The organism is Micromonospora sp. PLK6-60, from assembly GCF_019890675.1.
Classification (GTDB): Bacteria; Actinomycetota; Actinomycetes; order Mycobacteriales; family Micromonosporaceae; genus Micromonospora.
In genome coordinates, this window is the sequence record NZ_JAIOAA010000002.1 from 204,624 (window position 1) to 218,381 (window position 13,758).

Genomic DNA, 13,758 nt, shown 5'->3' on the forward strand with positions numbered 1-13,758 from the left:
GGCCAGCCGGGTCAGCAGGCCGGGGCCGCCGCCGGCGGCGGCTGCGCGGCCGGTCGCAGTTCCAGGCCGGCGCGCAGGCCGCCGCCGTCGGCGCCGGCCAGCACGAGCGTGCCGCCGGACGCCTCGGTCAGCGCGGTGGCGATCGACAGGCCGAGCCCGTGGCCGGCCTGGTTCTGGGCGTCCCCGGCCCGCCAGAACCGTTCGGTGGCCCGCTGCCGCTGCTCCGGTGTCATGCCCCGGCCGTCGTCGACGACCTCCACCCGGGGCCCGTCGTCGTCGGTGACCCGGACCGTGACCGTCCGCGCCCCGAACTTCAGCGCGTTGTCGATGAGCGCGTCGAGGATCTGGCACAGGCCGGTGACGACGCTGCGCACCGGCGCGGCCGGCACGGTGGCGTCGAGTGCGAGGGTGACGCCGCGCGCCCGCGCCAGCGGTTGCCAGGCGCGTACCCGGGCCGCGGCGGTGGCGACCGCGTCGATCGTCTCGATCGGGTCGTCGTGGCGCTCGATGCGGGCCAGGGTCAGCAACCCCTCCAGCATCTGGTGCAGCCGTTCGACCTCCTCCACGGCGAGCCGGTGGTCGATCCGCCCGTCCGGGGTCAGCGGCTCCTCGCCGAGCGTCTCGATGCGCAGCAGCAGCGCGGTCAGCGGGTTGCGCAGCTGGTGGCTGGCCTGGGCGACGAAGGCCCGCTGCCGGGCCAGCGCCTCGGCGACGGTGTCGGCCATCTGGTTGAACTCCTGCACGAGCCGGCGCAACTCGGGTGGCCCGGCGTCGGCGGGCACCCGGACCGCGTACCCGTCGGCGGCCAGTTCCTGGGCGGCGGCGTCGAGCCGGCGCACCGGGCGCAGGGTCCAGTTGGCCAGCCAGTTCGCCGCCAGCACGCAGAGCCCGAGCGGGGCCGTGGCGGCGGCGGCGACGAGCAGCCAGTTGCGGGCGGTGGCGGCCCGCAGGCCCGCGGTCGAGGAGACGGTCACCACGGCCCCGCTCACCTCGCCGCCGGTGCCGATCGGCGCGGCCACCACCAGCCATTCCGGGCCCCACGGCCAGACCCGGGTGTCGAAGCCGACCTGCTCACCGGCGAGCGCCCGCCGGACGGCCCCGGCGGTGTCCGGGCGGTCGGCCGTGGCGGCCGCCGCCAGGTCGACGATCCGGCCGGTGGGGTCGGAGCTCACCACCACCCGGCGATCGGCGTCGATCACCGCGCCGTGGATGTCGTATACCTGCTCGTACCGGGACAGCGCGGTGTCGAGGGCCGCCGACTCCCCGGTACGCAGCGCCGGCTCGGCGAGCTTCGCGAGGTACGCCACGTCGGAGAGCCGGTCCGCGGCGAGGTGCTGGCTGTCGCGCCCCACCGAGGCCGCCGCGAGCGGGACGGCGAGGCTGAGCAGCACGGCCACCAGGAGCGCCCCGTAGCTGCGGACCAGGTGTCGACGCATGCCGGTGCCCGCTCAGCCTGCCTGCAACTGGTAGCCGACACCGCGTACGGTGCGCACCAGACCGGCGTCGCCCAGCTTCGCCCGCAGCGCCGCGATGTGCACCTCCAGGGTGCGTTCGGCGCCCTCGGTGGTGTTCCAGACCGCGAGCAGCAGATCCTTGCGGGAGACCGCCGTGCCGGGCCGGCGGGCGAGCGCCACCAGGATCTCGAACTCCTTGCGGGTCAGCTGCACGCGCTGGCCGTCGATGCTGACCTGGCGGGCGGTGACGTCGACCCGCATCGACCCGATCCACATCTCCTCCGGGCCGGAGCTGCTGCGGGCCGCCCGCCGCATCACCGCCTCGATGCGGGCGTGCAGCTCCACCATGGAGAACGGCTTCACCAGATAGTCGTCGGCGCCGGTGCGCAGCCCGGCCACCCGGTCGTACTCCTCGCCGCGCGCGGAGACCACGATGATCGACACGTCGCGTGACCGTTGGCGCAGCGACCGGCAGACCTCCAGCCCGTCGCCGTCGGGCAGTCCCATGTCGAGCAGCACCAGATCCACCATGGGCGCGGCGAGCGCCTCGGCGACGGTGGTCACGCAGGTCACCGTGCAACCGCGGCGGCGCAGCACCCGCACCAGGGCGGCCGCGACCCGGATGTCGTCCTCGACCAGCAGCACCTGCACCGGCCCAACAATAGCGGTTGATCCCGCGTTTCGGCCGCTTCGGCGAGGACCGGTTCGAGGTCTCTCAAGGAAACCTCAAGAATCGTCGCCGCGCCCCGCCGGGCACCGGCCGATATGTATCGTCCAATTCAGACGTGACATACGCGGAAGTCGGTAGGTGCAACTGACGTTCGTCTATTGCCGTCGTTTGTCGACGCAATTATTCCCGTCATGACCGATGCTCTGCGCTATGCGCGTTCGGCCTGGCCAGCAGGTCCTCGATGATCCGACGATTCGTCAGGAGGGAGGGAAACATGCTGATCGAGAAGGTGAACGCCGAGAGCGCCCTGCGGGGTGCGCTGCGCGCGGGCGCGCCGGTCGCCGGCGTCGCGCCGGTGATGGCCACCCCGGCGCTGATCGCGACGCCGGTCATCGCCAAGGCGGCCGGCGCCGTCGTGGGCGCGGGCGCCGTGACCGGCGCGGCGTACGTCGCGTACAAGGTCGCCACGGGCTGACCCCGGCTCTGCCGGAGGCACCGGTTCCGGCAGATAGTGAAGGTACCTGCCGGAACCGGTGCTCCATCCGATCTATCACGTCACCGGATCGAGTCACCAGATTCCTGGAGGAAGCATGTCCGTGCTCACCGAGAAGGTCAACGCCGGCTTCGGCCAGCTGACCGGCACCCCGGCCGCGCCGGTGATGGCCACCCCGGCGGCCTTCGTCGCCGGTGTCGTGGCCGGCGCCAAGGCGTCCGCCATCCTCGTCGGCGCCGCCGGCGTCGGCGCCGCGGTCAAGACGGCCCAGAAGTAGCACCCCGGTCGCGGCGGGCCCCCGTCCCGTCGGTGCTCGCCGCGACCGGACCCACCCCGCCACCCCTACGCGATCAGGAACGGCCCATGTTCTCACGGATACGCGGCGTCGTCGGATCGGCGTTCGCCCAGCCACTCGCCACCGCCGAGCGGCTCTCCGCCGCCACCCACCTGCTGTCCAGCCTGGAGTACATGGTCCGGCGCAGCGACCGGGTCACCGGCGGGCTCAACGACTGGAACCACACCCGGGCGCAGGTGCCGGCGAAGACCCGCACCGCGCAGGTGCTGCGCGACTTCGTCGCCCGCGAGCCGGTGACCCAGGCCCTGCACGGCTCCCGCGCGCTGGCCGCCGCCGTGCTCATCGGACCCACCCGCAACAACACCGTACGGATGCTCGCCAACGCCTACCTGGCCGGCACCCAGGTCCTGATCTATCCCCGGCACCTGTTCGGCACCGACGGCTCCGACCAGGTGTCGTTCCTGGTGCAGAGCGCCGCCGCGCTGGGCCGGGCGGGCGGCACGCAGGCCACCCGGACCGCCGCCGTGCAGTTCATCGGCGCGCAGACGGTGCTGTCGTACGGCGCCTCGGGCTGGGCCAAGCTGCCCGGCGAGACCTGGCGCTCCGGCGACGCCCTGGTGAAGATCATGCGGACCCGGACCTACGGCGACGAGTGGTTCTTCACCAACCTCCAGCGCTACCCGCAGGCCGCCCGGCTGCTCTGCCACACGGTGCTCGCCATCGAGTGCGGGTTCCCGCTGCTGCTGCTCAAGCGCGGCCGGTACATCGAGGCGGGGCTGCTGGTGATGGGCGGATTCCACCTGGCCAACGCCCGCTTCATGGGCCTGTCCCGGTTCGCCTGGGCCTTCATGTCCACCTATCCGGCGGTCCGCGCGCTGGCCAAGGGCACCGGGAGCGAGTCGTGACCCGGGCGACCTTCCCCCGGCTCGCCGGGCTGGGCCTGCTCGGCTGCCTGGCCGTCGGCGTCGCCCACCTGGGCTACGCCACGCTGATGACGCACCAGGGCCACCGCGGCTACACCCGGCACCAGGTGCGCTGCGCCAGCGGCAACATCATCGACTACCACGTCCGGCCCGGCGAGCCGGGCGGGCCGGTGCTGGTCTGCGACGCCGGCCTGATGAGCAGTTCCGCGTCCTGGCTGCTGGTCGCCGACCACCTCGACCCGGCCGTGACGGTGCTGCTGTACGACCGGGCCGGCTACCGCGGCTCGCTGCGCCGCTGTCCCGAGGACTACGCGTTGCAGGAGTCGGTGAACGACCTGGTCGAGGTGATCCGCCACCAGGTGGAGCCGGACGCCACCTGCGTGCTGGCCGGCCACTCCCTCGGCGGCTACCTGGTGCACCGGGCGGCGGCGGCGCTGCCGGACCGGGTGCGGGGGGTGCTCCTGGTCGACCCGACGCACCCCCGCGAGCTGCTGCACTCGCGCGCCCAGCGGGAGGGTTCGCGCGGGGTGAACCTGACCATGAAGCTCGGCCCCTCGTCGGCGCTGTTCGGCGCCGGCCTGCTGATCGACAAGAAGGGCCTGTTCGCCTTCGCCGAGGGCAGCCCGCACCACCGGACGCTGCGGCTGGAGACGTCGACCGTGTCGACCTGGCGGGCCGCGCGGCGGGAGTGGGACTACTCGTACGCGTTCATGCTCGACGGCGGGCGGCCGCTGGACCGGCTGCGGGTGCCGGTCTCGGTGGTGGCCGCCGAGGCCACCCTGGACCAGACCGCCGAACACCGCGAGCTCTACCAGGAGTACGTCGACTCGGGCACCGGCGGCCGGATCGTCACCGTCGCCGGCTCCAGCCACCTGTCGGTCATCGGCGGCGTGGACCACGCCCCGCGTACCGCGCAGGAGATCGCCCGGGCGCTGGCGGAGGCCGACGCCGCCGGGCGGCCGGCGGTGGGCGTCGCCGGCAGCGCCAACGGGCGGGCGGCGTCGACCCGGGGGGAGGCGGCGTGAAGGGCACGGCCGCCGGCGCGGTGCTCGGCCGGGCCGTACCCGCGATCTTCGCCGGCTGGTTCGTGGCGACGGTGCTCAGCCAGCACCCGGACCGCAGCTACGACAAGACCCGCAACCTGGACCGGACCGGGACCGGCATCATGATCCCGAACTGGCGTTTCTTCGCGCCCAATCCCGCCGTCGAGGACCAGCACTTCCTCTACCGGCTGGCCACCGAGGACCGCTCCGCGCACACCGAGTGGCGCGAGGTGTACTCGATCGTGCCCCGGCGGCTGATGCACGCGTTCTGGTTCCCCGGGCGCCGCATCGAGAAGGCGGTCTTCGACGTGGCGTCGACCCTGGTGAACAACCCGGGCGCGATGACGCCGCTGCACAAGGAGGCGAAGCAGTCCGCCTACCGGCTGATCCACGACTTCGTCCGCAGCCGGCTCACCCCGGAGCCGGGCTACCCGCTGTTCCAGGTGCTGCTGGTCCGCTACTCCGGCTACGACCACAGCGAGGATCCGAAGTACGACATGGTCTTCGACTACGAGAAGGTGCAGCCATGATCCGGGAGGTCCAGTACGGCCCGGCGGTCGCGTCCGTCTACGACTCCCTGATCGCCCCCGCCATGCCGGCCGGGGACGCCATCGCCCGGCTGCGCCCGCACCTCGTCGGCGCCCGGGCGCTGGAGGTCGGCGTGGGTACCGGTCGGGTCGCCGTACCGGCCGCCGCGGTCGCCGCCGAACTGGTCGGGGTGGACAACTCGGGGCCGATGCTTGACGAGTTCCGCGCCAAGGGGGTGCCGGCGAACGTCCGGCTGGTGCGGGCCGACTTCCGGGAGCCGCTGCCGCTGGACGGGCGGTTCGACGCGGCGTACTCGACCATGGGGTCGATCGCCTGCGTGGCGTCCCGCGACGAGTTGGTCACCGCGCTGTCCCACGTACGCGACGTGCTGGTGCCGGGCGCGCCGCTGCTGTTCGAGTACTACGCCACGGCCGCGTACCGGCCGCTGGTGGAGCTGGGCTCGGTCACCGTGCCCACCCCGCACCACGGCGGCAGCAGCACCTTCACCATCACCCTCGACGGGGCCGACCTGCTGACCATGCACACCCGGGTCGACGCGGCACCGCTGCCGACTGTGGAATTCAGCGAGCGCGTGCTGCTGATCGAGCGGGCCGAGGTGGAGAACTGCCTGCTCCGGGCCGGATTTCTGGTCGAGCAATTCTGGCCGGCCGAGGGCATGCAGCCCTACGACTGGTATCTCACCCGCAACGGCGGCAAGTGAAAGGAGCCCGCGATGGTGACGGCGAGTCGAGTGACCTGGTTTCTGGTCGCATTCTTGTTTGGCCTGCCCATCATGTTGTTGATGCTTCGGGACGACGAGGGGACCAGCCGCAGTTCGTGGATTCAGGCGGTCATTTTCGCGGCGGTCATGGCCGCGATCGTCACCCTGTTCCTCGGTAAGGGCCGGCGATGATCGTCGCTCCGGCCGTCCGCCGCCAGCGGACGCTGATCGGGGTCGCGATCGTCCTGGGCCTGCTCGGCACGGTGGCGACGCTGCTGCAGCCGATCCTGATCGGGAACCTCATCGCGGCGGTGGTGGCGGGCGAGTCGGTGGTCCCCCCGATCACCCTCATCGCACTACTCTTCGTAGCCGACGCTCTGCTGGCCGCGCTGCACCTCTACCTGATCGGCATCGCCGGCGAGAACATCGTGCTCGACCTGCGGACCACCGTCACCGGCCGGTTGCTGCACGCGCGGCTGCCGGCGTTCCAGCGCCTGGAGCACGGGGACGTGTTCAACCGCACGCTTGCCGACACCTCGCTGGCCCGGCTCGCCCTCACCTCGTCGGTCGCCCAGATGATCACCGCCGGTTTCACCACGGTCGGCTGCGTCGCGGTGATGGCCTGGCTCGACTGGCGGCTGCTGCTGGCCGCCCTGGGCTGCCTGGGCGGCGCCTCGGCGGTGGCCCTGGTGCTGGCCAAGGGCGTACGGGTGGCGGCGGCGCAGAACCGGGCGGACACCAGCGACTACGGCTCCGCCCTGCTGCGGGTGCTCGGCGCGGTGACCACGGTGAAGGCGTCGCGCGCCGAGCGGCGCGAGGCCGAGCGGCTGGCCCGGCTGGCGGGTGCCGCCCGGCACAGCGGGATCCGGGTGACCCGGCTGTCGGCGATGTTCATGCCCGCGATCAACGTCGGGACCCAGCTGTCGCTGGCGGTGGTGATCGCCTGGGGCGTCGCCCGCACCGCCACCGGATCCCTGTCGGTGGCCGACCTGACCGCCTTCATCATGTACCTCTTCTATCTGGTGTCGCCGCTGGTGCTGTTCTTCCTCGGGCTCGGCGAGTTCCAGCAGGGCCGGGCCGCCATCGACCGGGTGCAGGAGCTGGCCGGGATCGAGCAGGAACCGGCCGGCGGCCCGACGACCGGGTCCAACGGCGGTGCATCCGCCGCGCCGGCGCCGGCCGTCGTGTTCGAGGACGTCAGCTTCAGCTACGCCGAGGCCGCCGCGCCCGCGCTGGACGGGGTCTCCTTCGCCCTGCCGGCCACCGGGGTGACCGCGGTCGTCGGCCCGTCCGGGGCGGGAAAGTCCACCCTGTTCCAGCTCATCGAGCGGTTCCGCAGCCCCGACCGCGGCACGGTGCGGGTCGCGGGGGCGGACACGGCGACCACCCCGCTGGCGGAGCTGCGCGGCCGGATCGGCCTGGTCGAGCAGGACGCCCCGCTGATGCGCGGCACCGTCCGGGACAACCTCACCTACGCCCACCCGGACGCCACCGCCGAGGAGATCACCGACGCCCTGCGCGCCGCCCACCTCGCCGAGGTCGTCGCCGCCCTGCCCGCCGGGCTGGACACCGAACTGGGCGAGGGCGGGATCGGCCTGTCCGGCGGGCAGAAGCAGCGGCTGGCCATCGCCCGGGCGCTGCTGGGCCGCCCCCGGGTGCTGCTGCTCGACGAGGCCACCTCCCACCTCGACTCGGACTCGGAGCGGGCGCTGCGGGAGACGGTCACCGCCATCGGCGCGCACTGCCACGTGCTGACCATCGCGCACCGGATGTCCACCGCGATGGGCGCGGACGAGATCCTGGTGCTGGAGGCCGGGCGGCTGCGGGCACGCGGCACGCACGCCGAGCTGATGGCCGGTGACCCGGTCTACCGGCGGCTCGCCGACCAGCAGTTGGCGCCGGTCGGGGCGGCGTCGTGACCGACGCGGCCGTCGTCGGCACCGGGCCCAACGGGCTGGCCGCCGCGGTGGTCCTGGCCCGGGCCGGGCTGCGGGTGTCGCTGTGGGAGCAGGCCGACACCGTCGGCGGCGGGCTGCGGACCCGGTCGTTGTTCGACCGGGACGTCCGGCACGACGTGTGCTCGGCGATCCACCCGATGGCGGCCGCGTCCGCGTTCTTCCGCGAGTTCGACCTGCCCGCGCGGGGGGTGCGGCTGCTCCAGCCCGAGATCCCGTACGCCCACCCGCTGCCCGACGGTCCGGCCGCGGCGGCCTGGCGCAGCCTGGACCGTACCGCCGAGCACCTCGGGGTCGACGGGCCGCGCTGGGCCAAGCTGATGGGTCCGCTGGTGGCCCGGTCGGCGGCCGTGGTGGACCTGCTGCTGGCCGACCAGCGCTCGCTGCCCCGCGACCTGGCCGCGCCCGCGCTGCTCGCACCGCGGGTGCTCGCGCACGCCACCACCCGGTCGCCGTTGCGCACCGAGGCGGCGCGGGCGCTGCTGACCGGGGTGGCCGCGCACGCGGTCGGCCGGCTGCCCTCAGTGGCGTCCACCGTGGTCGCCCTGCTGCTGGGCCACACCGCGCACAGCACCGGCTGGCCGGTGCCCGAAGGCGGCAGCGGCCGGATCGCCGACGCCCTGCTCGCCGACGTGCTCGCGCACGGCGGCACCGTCCACACCGGTCACCGGGTCCGCGACCTCGCCGAGCTGGCCGACGCCCCGATCGTGCTGCTGGACGTGGGCCCGAAGGAGTTCCTCGCCATCGCCGGGGACCGCCTGCCGCCCCGCTACCGGCGCGCGCTGCGCCGCTACCGCTACGGCCCCGGCGCCGCGAAGGCGGACTTCCTGGTCGACGGGCCGATTCCGTGGCGCGACCCGGTGCTGGGCGCGGCGGGCACGGTGCACCTGGGCGGCACCCGGGCCGACATCATCCGCGCGGAGAACGCCACCGTGGCCGGCGTACCGGTCGACGAGCCGTTCGCCCTGGTGGTGGATCCCGCCGTCACCGACCCGTCGCGCGCCGCGGGCGGCCGGCGACCGGTCTGGGCGTACGCGCACGTGCCGAACGGCGACCGGCGTGACCCGGTCGACCTGCTCCGCCGCCTGATCGAACGGTACGCGCCGGGCTTCTCGGACACGGTGATCGAGGCGCGGGGGATCGCCGCCGCCGACTACGAGGCGTACAACCCGAACTACGTCGGCGGGGACATCGGCGGCGGTGCCCTGACGCTGCGCCAGGCCCTGGCCCGCCCGACCGCCCGCCGGGACCCGTACGCCACCCCGCTGCCCGGGGTGTACCTGTGTTCGTCCGCCACCCCACCGGGCCCGTCGGTGCACGGCATGTGCGGCCACCTGGCGGCCCGCTCCGCCCTGCGCCGGCACGGCATCCGGAGCACACCGGACCTGTCACCGCGACCGGCGCGGTCCACTCTCGACCGGGCATGATCGGGGCGGGTGGCGGGACAGCAACGACGCGGCCGGTGCCACCGGCCGACGGAACCGACGAGACGAGGGAGACGACGATGACCGGCATCGACAGCAACGCGCTCGACGAGGTGGTGGCGAAGACCTTCAAGGAACTCAGCGCCGCGATCGACTCGCACAGCGAGAAGAGCATCAAGATGTACAGCGCGGCGCTGCGCGCCCTGGTGGAGCTGCGGGCCCAGGAGCGTTCCGGGGGCTGACGCCACCGCGGCACGCCGGTCCACCTCGGGCCGGCGTGCCGCGCCACCGACCGTCCTGCGCTGGGGAAAGGGACATGACACCAACGGACGACAGTCACATCCTGGTCGAGGAGGTCTCCCGCCGGTACGGGCGCGGCCGGGACACCTTCACCGCCGTACGCGGCGTCAGCTTCGCCGTCGCGCCCGGCCAGCTGTTCGCGCTGCTCGGCACGAACGGCGCGGGCAAGACCTCCACCGTCGAGCTGCTGGAGGGCCTGGCGGCCCCGCACCGGGGGCGGATCCGGCTCTTCGGCGACCTGGACCCGGTCGCGGACCGGGCGCGGATCCGGCCGCGCACCGGCGCGATGCTCCAGGAGGGTGGGTTCATCTCGCACCTGACCGTGCGGGAGACCGTGCTGATGTGGGCCGAGCTGACCTCCCGGTCCCGGCCCGTCGACGAGGCGCTCGACCTTACCGGGCTGACCCACCGCGCGGACGTGCTGGTGCAGAACCTGTCCGGCGGTGAGAAACGGCGGTTGGACCTGACGATGGCGACGCTGTCGCAGCCGGAGATCCTGTTCCTCGACGAACCGACCACCGGCATGGACGCCGAGGGCCGGCACGCCACCTGGAAACTCATCCGGCAGTTGCGGGAGCAGGGCACCACGGTCCTGCTCACCACGCACTACCTGGAGGAGGCCGAGACCCTCGCCGACCGGCTGGCCATCATGCACCGGGGCCGGATCGCGGTCAGCGGCACCGTCTCGCAGATCGTCGCGGGCCACCCGTCGACGCTCTCCTTCGGCCTGGCCGCCGACGGCGGCGCGACGCCGGGGGAGCTGCCGGTGAGCGGGCGGGTCGAGCAGCACCAGGGACGGGTGACGATCGTGACCGAGCGGTTGCAGGAGGATGCGGCGCGCCTGCTGGCCTGGGCCACCGAGCGCGGCGTGACGCTCGACCGGTTCACCGCCCGCCCGGCCTCCCTCGAGGAGGCGTTCATCAGCATCGCCCACTCCCACCGGGACCCCGACGAGGAGGAGACGACGTGAGCGGCCCGGCCCTGCGGCAGATGCGCACCCTGTTCCGCGTCGAGTGGAAGTTGTTCCACCGGATCAGATCCAACTACGTGTTCGTCCTCTTCATCCCGGTGCTGCTGCTGTTCGGCATGCGCTTCGTGCAGGAGCAGATGAACCTCTCGGCGAACGGACTCGCCGCCGGACCGGTGATGGTGGCCACCGCCGTCGGGATCCTGCTGATCTTCTCGCTCTACTCGTCGGTCACCGGCCTGTACGTGGCGCGGCGGGAGGAGCTGGTGTTGAAGCGGCTGCGCACCGGCGAGGTCTCCGACCCGGTGATCCTGGCCGGCGGCGCGTCCATGTACGTCGCGATCGCCGTGGTGCAGATCGTGGTCGTCGCCGCGGTGGTGTCGGTGATGTTCTCCGCGGCGCCACGGCAGCTGCCGGCGGCCGTCGCGGGACTGCTCACCGGGGTGGCGTTGGCGACCGTGATGGCGGCGGCCACGGCGGCGCTCTGCCGGACCGTCGAGTCGGTCATGGTGGCGACGCTCCCGGCCATCTTCGTGCTGCCGATGATCTCCGGCATCTACATCCCGCGTGAGGTGCTGCCCGACTCGCTCGGCGACGTGCTGCGGTTCGCGCCGCTCGCCGGCACGGTGGATCTGATCCGGTCCGGCTGGACCGGGGAGCTGAGCGTCGCCGCCGGGCTGGCCCGGGGGGTGCTGGAGGGCGTCTGGGTGGCGCTGTTCGGGTGGATCGCGGTCCGCCGGTTCCGCTGGGAACCGCGGACCTGAACTCCGGGGCCCTAGCGCTTGTTGTCCCGGAAGTACCGGGCGGCGCCGGGGTGCAGCGGCAACGGGTCGGTCGCGATGGCCGCCATGTGGTTGATCCGCTCGGCGGCCGGGTGGGCGATCGCCAGCACGTCGCGCTGACCCAGCAGGGTCCGGGTCAGCGCGTACCCGACCTCCTCCGGCAGCCGGGCGTGCGCCACCAGGTAGTTCGGCACGCCGATGGTGGCCACGGACGGGACCTCGTAGGTCGAGCGGGGGATGGTCCGCTCGGCGTAGACCTCGCCGTAGCGCTGGCGCAGCGCCGGCAGGTAGCGGGCGAGGCTGACCAGGCGGACCGGCAGCCGCCCGGCCAGCGCGGTGATCGCCTTGACGGGCAGGCCGCCGGAGAAGAAGAAGGCGGAGATCTCTCCGGCGGCCAGCGCCCGGGCCGACTCGTCGAGGCCGAGCGGCACGTTGATCAGGTCGTCCCCGAACCGCAGGCCGGCGGCGGCCAGCACCCGGCTCGCGGTGATCTCGGTGCCCGAGCCGGCCGGTCCGGGCGAGACCCGGGAGCCGCGCAGGGCGGTCACCGCCCGCGCCCCGTCGCCGGCCCGGACCACCAGGTGCAGGCAGTCGTCGTAGAGCCGGGCCAGGGCGAACAGGGCGGGATGCCCGGCCCGGGAGAGGATGTCGGCCTGGGTGAACCCGACCTCGGCGTCGCCGGCGTGCACGAGCATCAGGTTGGTCGCCGAGGCCGAGGTGACCAGGACCTCGGCGCGCAGCTCGGGGTAGTGGTCGGTGAGGGCCCGGGTCAGCGCAGCGCCCAGCTCGGCGTAGACCCCGCCGAGGCCGCCGGTGGCGATCCGTACCCGGTGGGTGCGGGGCGCCTCGCCGCCGCAGCCGGCCAGCAAGCCCGCCCCGGCGGTGGTCAGCAGGCCGGCGCCCACCGTGGCCAGCAGGCCGCGGCGGGACAGCGCCACGGTCGTCGGCTGCACGAGTCCTCCAGGTCGGCCCGGCACAGTTGTTGAACGATCAAAAAATCGAGTAACGCCACTGTGGAATGCACCGTAACCGAATTCGCGCCCGCTGCAACCAAGCCCGGCGCGATGCGACCGAGCTGCAATGTCCGCCGTACGGGAATCCCGCCTGGCGCCCGGCTTAGAAGGCCCGGGTGTACTGGTCGGGCCAGCCGGGGGTCGCGCCGAGCTTGGCGGCGGCGCGGCGCGGCCAGTACGGGTCGCGCAGCAGCTCCCGGCCGAGCAGCACCAGATCGGCCTCGCCCGCGGCGACGATCTGCTCGGCCTGCTCCGGCTCGACGATCAGCCCGACCGCCCCGGTGAGCACGCCCGCGTCGCGGCGGATCCGGGCGGCCAGCGGCACCTGGTAGCCGGGCCCGACCGGGATGGTGGCCCCCACCGCCGCGCCGCCGGAGGAGGTGTCGACCAGGTCGACGCCGGCCGCGGCCAGCTCGCCGGCCAGCACCACGCTGTCCTCGACGGTCCAGCCGCCGGCCACCCAGTCGGTGGCGGAGATCCGGGCCAGCACCGGTACGTCCGCACCCACGGTCGCCCGGACCGCGCGGGCCACCTCCAGGGTGAGCCGCATCCGGCCGGCCCGGTCACCGCCGTAGCCGTCGGTGCGGTGGTTGGTCAGCGGGGAGAGGAACTCGTGCAGCAGGTAGCCGTGCGCGGCGTGGATCTCCACGGCGGCGAACCCGGCGTCCAGCGCCCGGCCGGCGGCGGTGGCGAACGCGGCCACCACCTCGGCGATCCCGCGCTCGTCCAGCGCGGTCGGGTGCCGGTACTCCGGCACGAACGGCTCGACGCCCGGGCCCACCGGGGTCCAGCCGCCCTCGGCGTCCGGCACCCCGCCGCGCCGCGCGGCCCACGGCCGGTAGGTGGACGCCTTGAACCCGGCGTGGGCCAGCTGCACCGCCGGCACCGCCCCCTGGGCGGCGAGGAACCCGGTGATCGGGCGCCACGCGTCGACGTGCGCGCCGGACCAGAGGCCGGTGTCCTGCGGGCTGATCCGGCCCTCCGGGACGACCGCGGTGGCCTCGGTGAGGAGCAGGCCCACGCCGCCGACGGCCCGGGCGCCGAGGTGCACCCGGTGCCAGTCGGTGGGCAGGCCGTCGGGACCGGCACTGTACTGGCACATCGGGGCCATGGCGACCCGGTGGGGCAGGGTGACCGCGCGCAGCGTCAGCGGGGTGAACAGGGCACTCATGGGGCGATCCTCCAGGCGT

16 protein-coding genes are annotated in these 13,758 nt (G+C 73.8%); 12 read left to right on the forward strand and 4 right to left on the reverse strand.

What is annotated here, in order from left to right; all coding sequences use genetic code 11:
* Positions 1–11: 11 nt before the first annotated feature.
* A complete protein-coding gene (locus K7640_RS03910; RefSeq protein WP_222953299.1) occupies positions 12–1,436 on the reverse strand; it encodes a HAMP domain-containing sensor histidine kinase in 1,425 nt (474 codons plus the stop codon).
* A gap of 12 nt (positions 1,437–1,448) precedes the next feature.
* Positions 1,449–2,105, reverse strand: coding sequence for a response regulator transcription factor (locus K7640_RS03915; protein WP_222953300.1), 657 nt, complete (start codon positions 2,103–2,105; stop codon positions 1,449–1,451).
* 293 nt (positions 2,106–2,398) lie between these two features.
* Between K7640_RS03915 and K7640_RS03920 the strand changes: the two genes are divergently transcribed.
* From K7640_RS03920 to K7640_RS03975, 12 genes are all read left to right on the forward strand, one after another.
* Positions 2,399–2,599, forward strand: a complete 201-nt coding sequence (locus K7640_RS03920) for a hypothetical protein (RefSeq protein ID WP_222953301.1) — start codon at positions 2,399–2,401, stop codon at positions 2,597–2,599.
* Positions 2,600–2,714: 115 nt separating this feature from the next.
* The gene (locus K7640_RS03925; protein ID WP_222953302.1) at positions 2,715–2,894 is read left to right on the forward strand and encodes a hypothetical protein; all 180 of its coding nucleotides are present in this window, start codon (positions 2,715–2,717) and stop codon (positions 2,892–2,894) included.
* 86 nt (positions 2,895–2,980) lie between these two features.
* A complete protein-coding gene (locus tag K7640_RS03930; protein ID WP_222953303.1) occupies positions 2,981–3,817 on the forward strand; it encodes a hypothetical protein in 837 nt (278 codons plus the stop codon).
* The gene (locus K7640_RS03935; protein ID WP_222953304.1) at positions 3,814–4,860 is read left to right on the forward strand and encodes an alpha/beta fold hydrolase; all 1,047 of its coding nucleotides are present in this window, start codon (positions 3,814–3,816) and stop codon (positions 4,858–4,860) included. Before K7640_RS03930 ends, K7640_RS03935 begins: the two co-directional genes overlap by 4 nt.
* Positions 4,857–5,408: a hypothetical protein gene (locus K7640_RS03940; RefSeq protein WP_222953305.1), complete on the forward strand. Its 552-nt coding sequence runs from the start codon at positions 4,857–4,859 to the stop codon at positions 5,406–5,408. Before K7640_RS03935 ends, K7640_RS03940 begins: the two co-directional genes overlap by 4 nt.
* Positions 5,405–6,127 (forward strand): class I SAM-dependent methyltransferase, encoded by a 723-nt coding sequence (locus tag K7640_RS03945; protein WP_222953306.1) that lies wholly within the window; start codon positions 5,405–5,407, stop codon positions 6,125–6,127. The genes K7640_RS03940 and K7640_RS03945 overlap by 4 nt, the downstream gene beginning before the upstream one ends.
* Before the next feature lie 12 nt (positions 6,128–6,139).
* Positions 6,140–6,319 (forward strand): hypothetical protein, encoded by a 180-nt coding sequence (locus K7640_RS03950; protein ID WP_222953307.1) that lies wholly within the window; start codon positions 6,140–6,142, stop codon positions 6,317–6,319.
* Positions 6,316–8,046 (forward strand): ABC transporter ATP-binding protein, encoded by a 1,731-nt coding sequence (locus tag K7640_RS03955; protein WP_222953308.1) that lies wholly within the window; start codon positions 6,316–6,318, stop codon positions 8,044–8,046. Before K7640_RS03950 ends, K7640_RS03955 begins: the two co-directional genes overlap by 4 nt.
* Positions 8,043–9,509, forward strand: coding sequence for an NAD(P)/FAD-dependent oxidoreductase (locus tag K7640_RS03960; protein WP_222953309.1), 1,467 nt, complete (start codon positions 8,043–8,045; stop codon positions 9,507–9,509). Before K7640_RS03955 ends, K7640_RS03960 begins: the two co-directional genes overlap by 4 nt.
* Before the next feature lie 77 nt (positions 9,510–9,586).
* Entirely contained in the window at positions 9,587–9,748 is a 162-nt protein-coding gene (locus K7640_RS03965) for a hypothetical protein (RefSeq protein WP_222953310.1), read from the forward strand.
* A gap of 74 nt (positions 9,749–9,822) precedes the next feature.
* On the forward strand, positions 9,823–10,776 hold the full coding sequence (locus tag K7640_RS03970; protein WP_222953311.1) for an ABC transporter ATP-binding protein: 954 nt from the start codon (positions 9,823–9,825) through the stop codon (positions 10,774–10,776).
* Positions 10,773–11,537: an ABC transporter permease gene (locus K7640_RS03975; RefSeq protein WP_222953312.1), complete on the forward strand. Its 765-nt coding sequence runs from the start codon at positions 10,773–10,775 to the stop codon at positions 11,535–11,537. Before K7640_RS03970 ends, K7640_RS03975 begins: the two co-directional genes overlap by 4 nt.
* An 11-nt stretch (positions 11,538–11,548) precedes the next feature.
* Here the strand turns inward: K7640_RS03975 and K7640_RS03980 are convergent, their stop codons facing one another.
* Both K7640_RS03980 and K7640_RS03985 read right to left on the reverse strand, forming a co-directional pair.
* Positions 11,549–12,508, reverse strand: a complete 960-nt coding sequence (locus tag K7640_RS03980) for a TAXI family TRAP transporter solute-binding subunit (RefSeq protein ID WP_308042449.1) — start codon at positions 12,506–12,508, stop codon at positions 11,549–11,551.
* 163 nt (positions 12,509–12,671) lie between these two features.
* A complete protein-coding gene (locus K7640_RS03985; RefSeq protein WP_222953313.1) occupies positions 12,672–13,739 on the reverse strand; it encodes an NADH:flavin oxidoreductase/NADH oxidase in 1,068 nt (355 codons plus the stop codon).
* Positions 13,740–13,758: the final 19 nt, after the last annotated feature.

What these genes read in the sequence shown, in the direction of transcription:
- K7640_RS03930 (WP_222953303.1), top strand. Translation starts at nt 2,981, where the DNA reads ATGTTCTCACGGATACGCGGCGTCGTCGGATCGGCGTTCGCCCAGCCA.
- K7640_RS03945 (WP_222953306.1), top strand. Translation starts at nt 5,405, where the DNA reads ATGATCCGGGAGGTCCAGTACGGCCCGGCGGTCGCGTCCGTCTACGAC.
- K7640_RS03920 (WP_222953301.1), top strand. Translation starts at nt 2,399, where the DNA reads ATGCTGATCGAGAAGGTGAACGCCGAGAGCGCCCTGCGGGGTGCGCTG.
- K7640_RS03985 (WP_222953313.1), bottom strand. Translation starts at nt 13,739, where the DNA reads ATGAGTGCCCTGTTCACCCCGCTGACGCTGCGCGCGGTCACCCTGCCC.
- K7640_RS03950 (WP_222953307.1), top strand. Translation starts at nt 6,140, where the DNA reads ATGGTGACGGCGAGTCGAGTGACCTGGTTTCTGGTCGCATTCTTGTTT.
- K7640_RS03970 (WP_222953311.1), top strand. Translation starts at nt 9,823, where the DNA reads ATGACACCAACGGACGACAGTCACATCCTGGTCGAGGAGGTCTCCCGC.
- K7640_RS03965 (WP_222953310.1), top strand. Translation starts at nt 9,587, where the DNA reads ATGACCGGCATCGACAGCAACGCGCTCGACGAGGTGGTGGCGAAGACC.
- K7640_RS03955 (WP_222953308.1), top strand. Translation starts at nt 6,316, where the DNA reads ATGATCGTCGCTCCGGCCGTCCGCCGCCAGCGGACGCTGATCGGGGTC.
- K7640_RS03925 (WP_222953302.1), top strand. Translation starts at nt 2,715, where the DNA reads ATGTCCGTGCTCACCGAGAAGGTCAACGCCGGCTTCGGCCAGCTGACC.
- K7640_RS03910 (WP_222953299.1), bottom strand. Translation starts at nt 1,436, where the DNA reads ATGCGTCGACACCTGGTCCGCAGCTACGGGGCGCTCCTGGTGGCCGTG.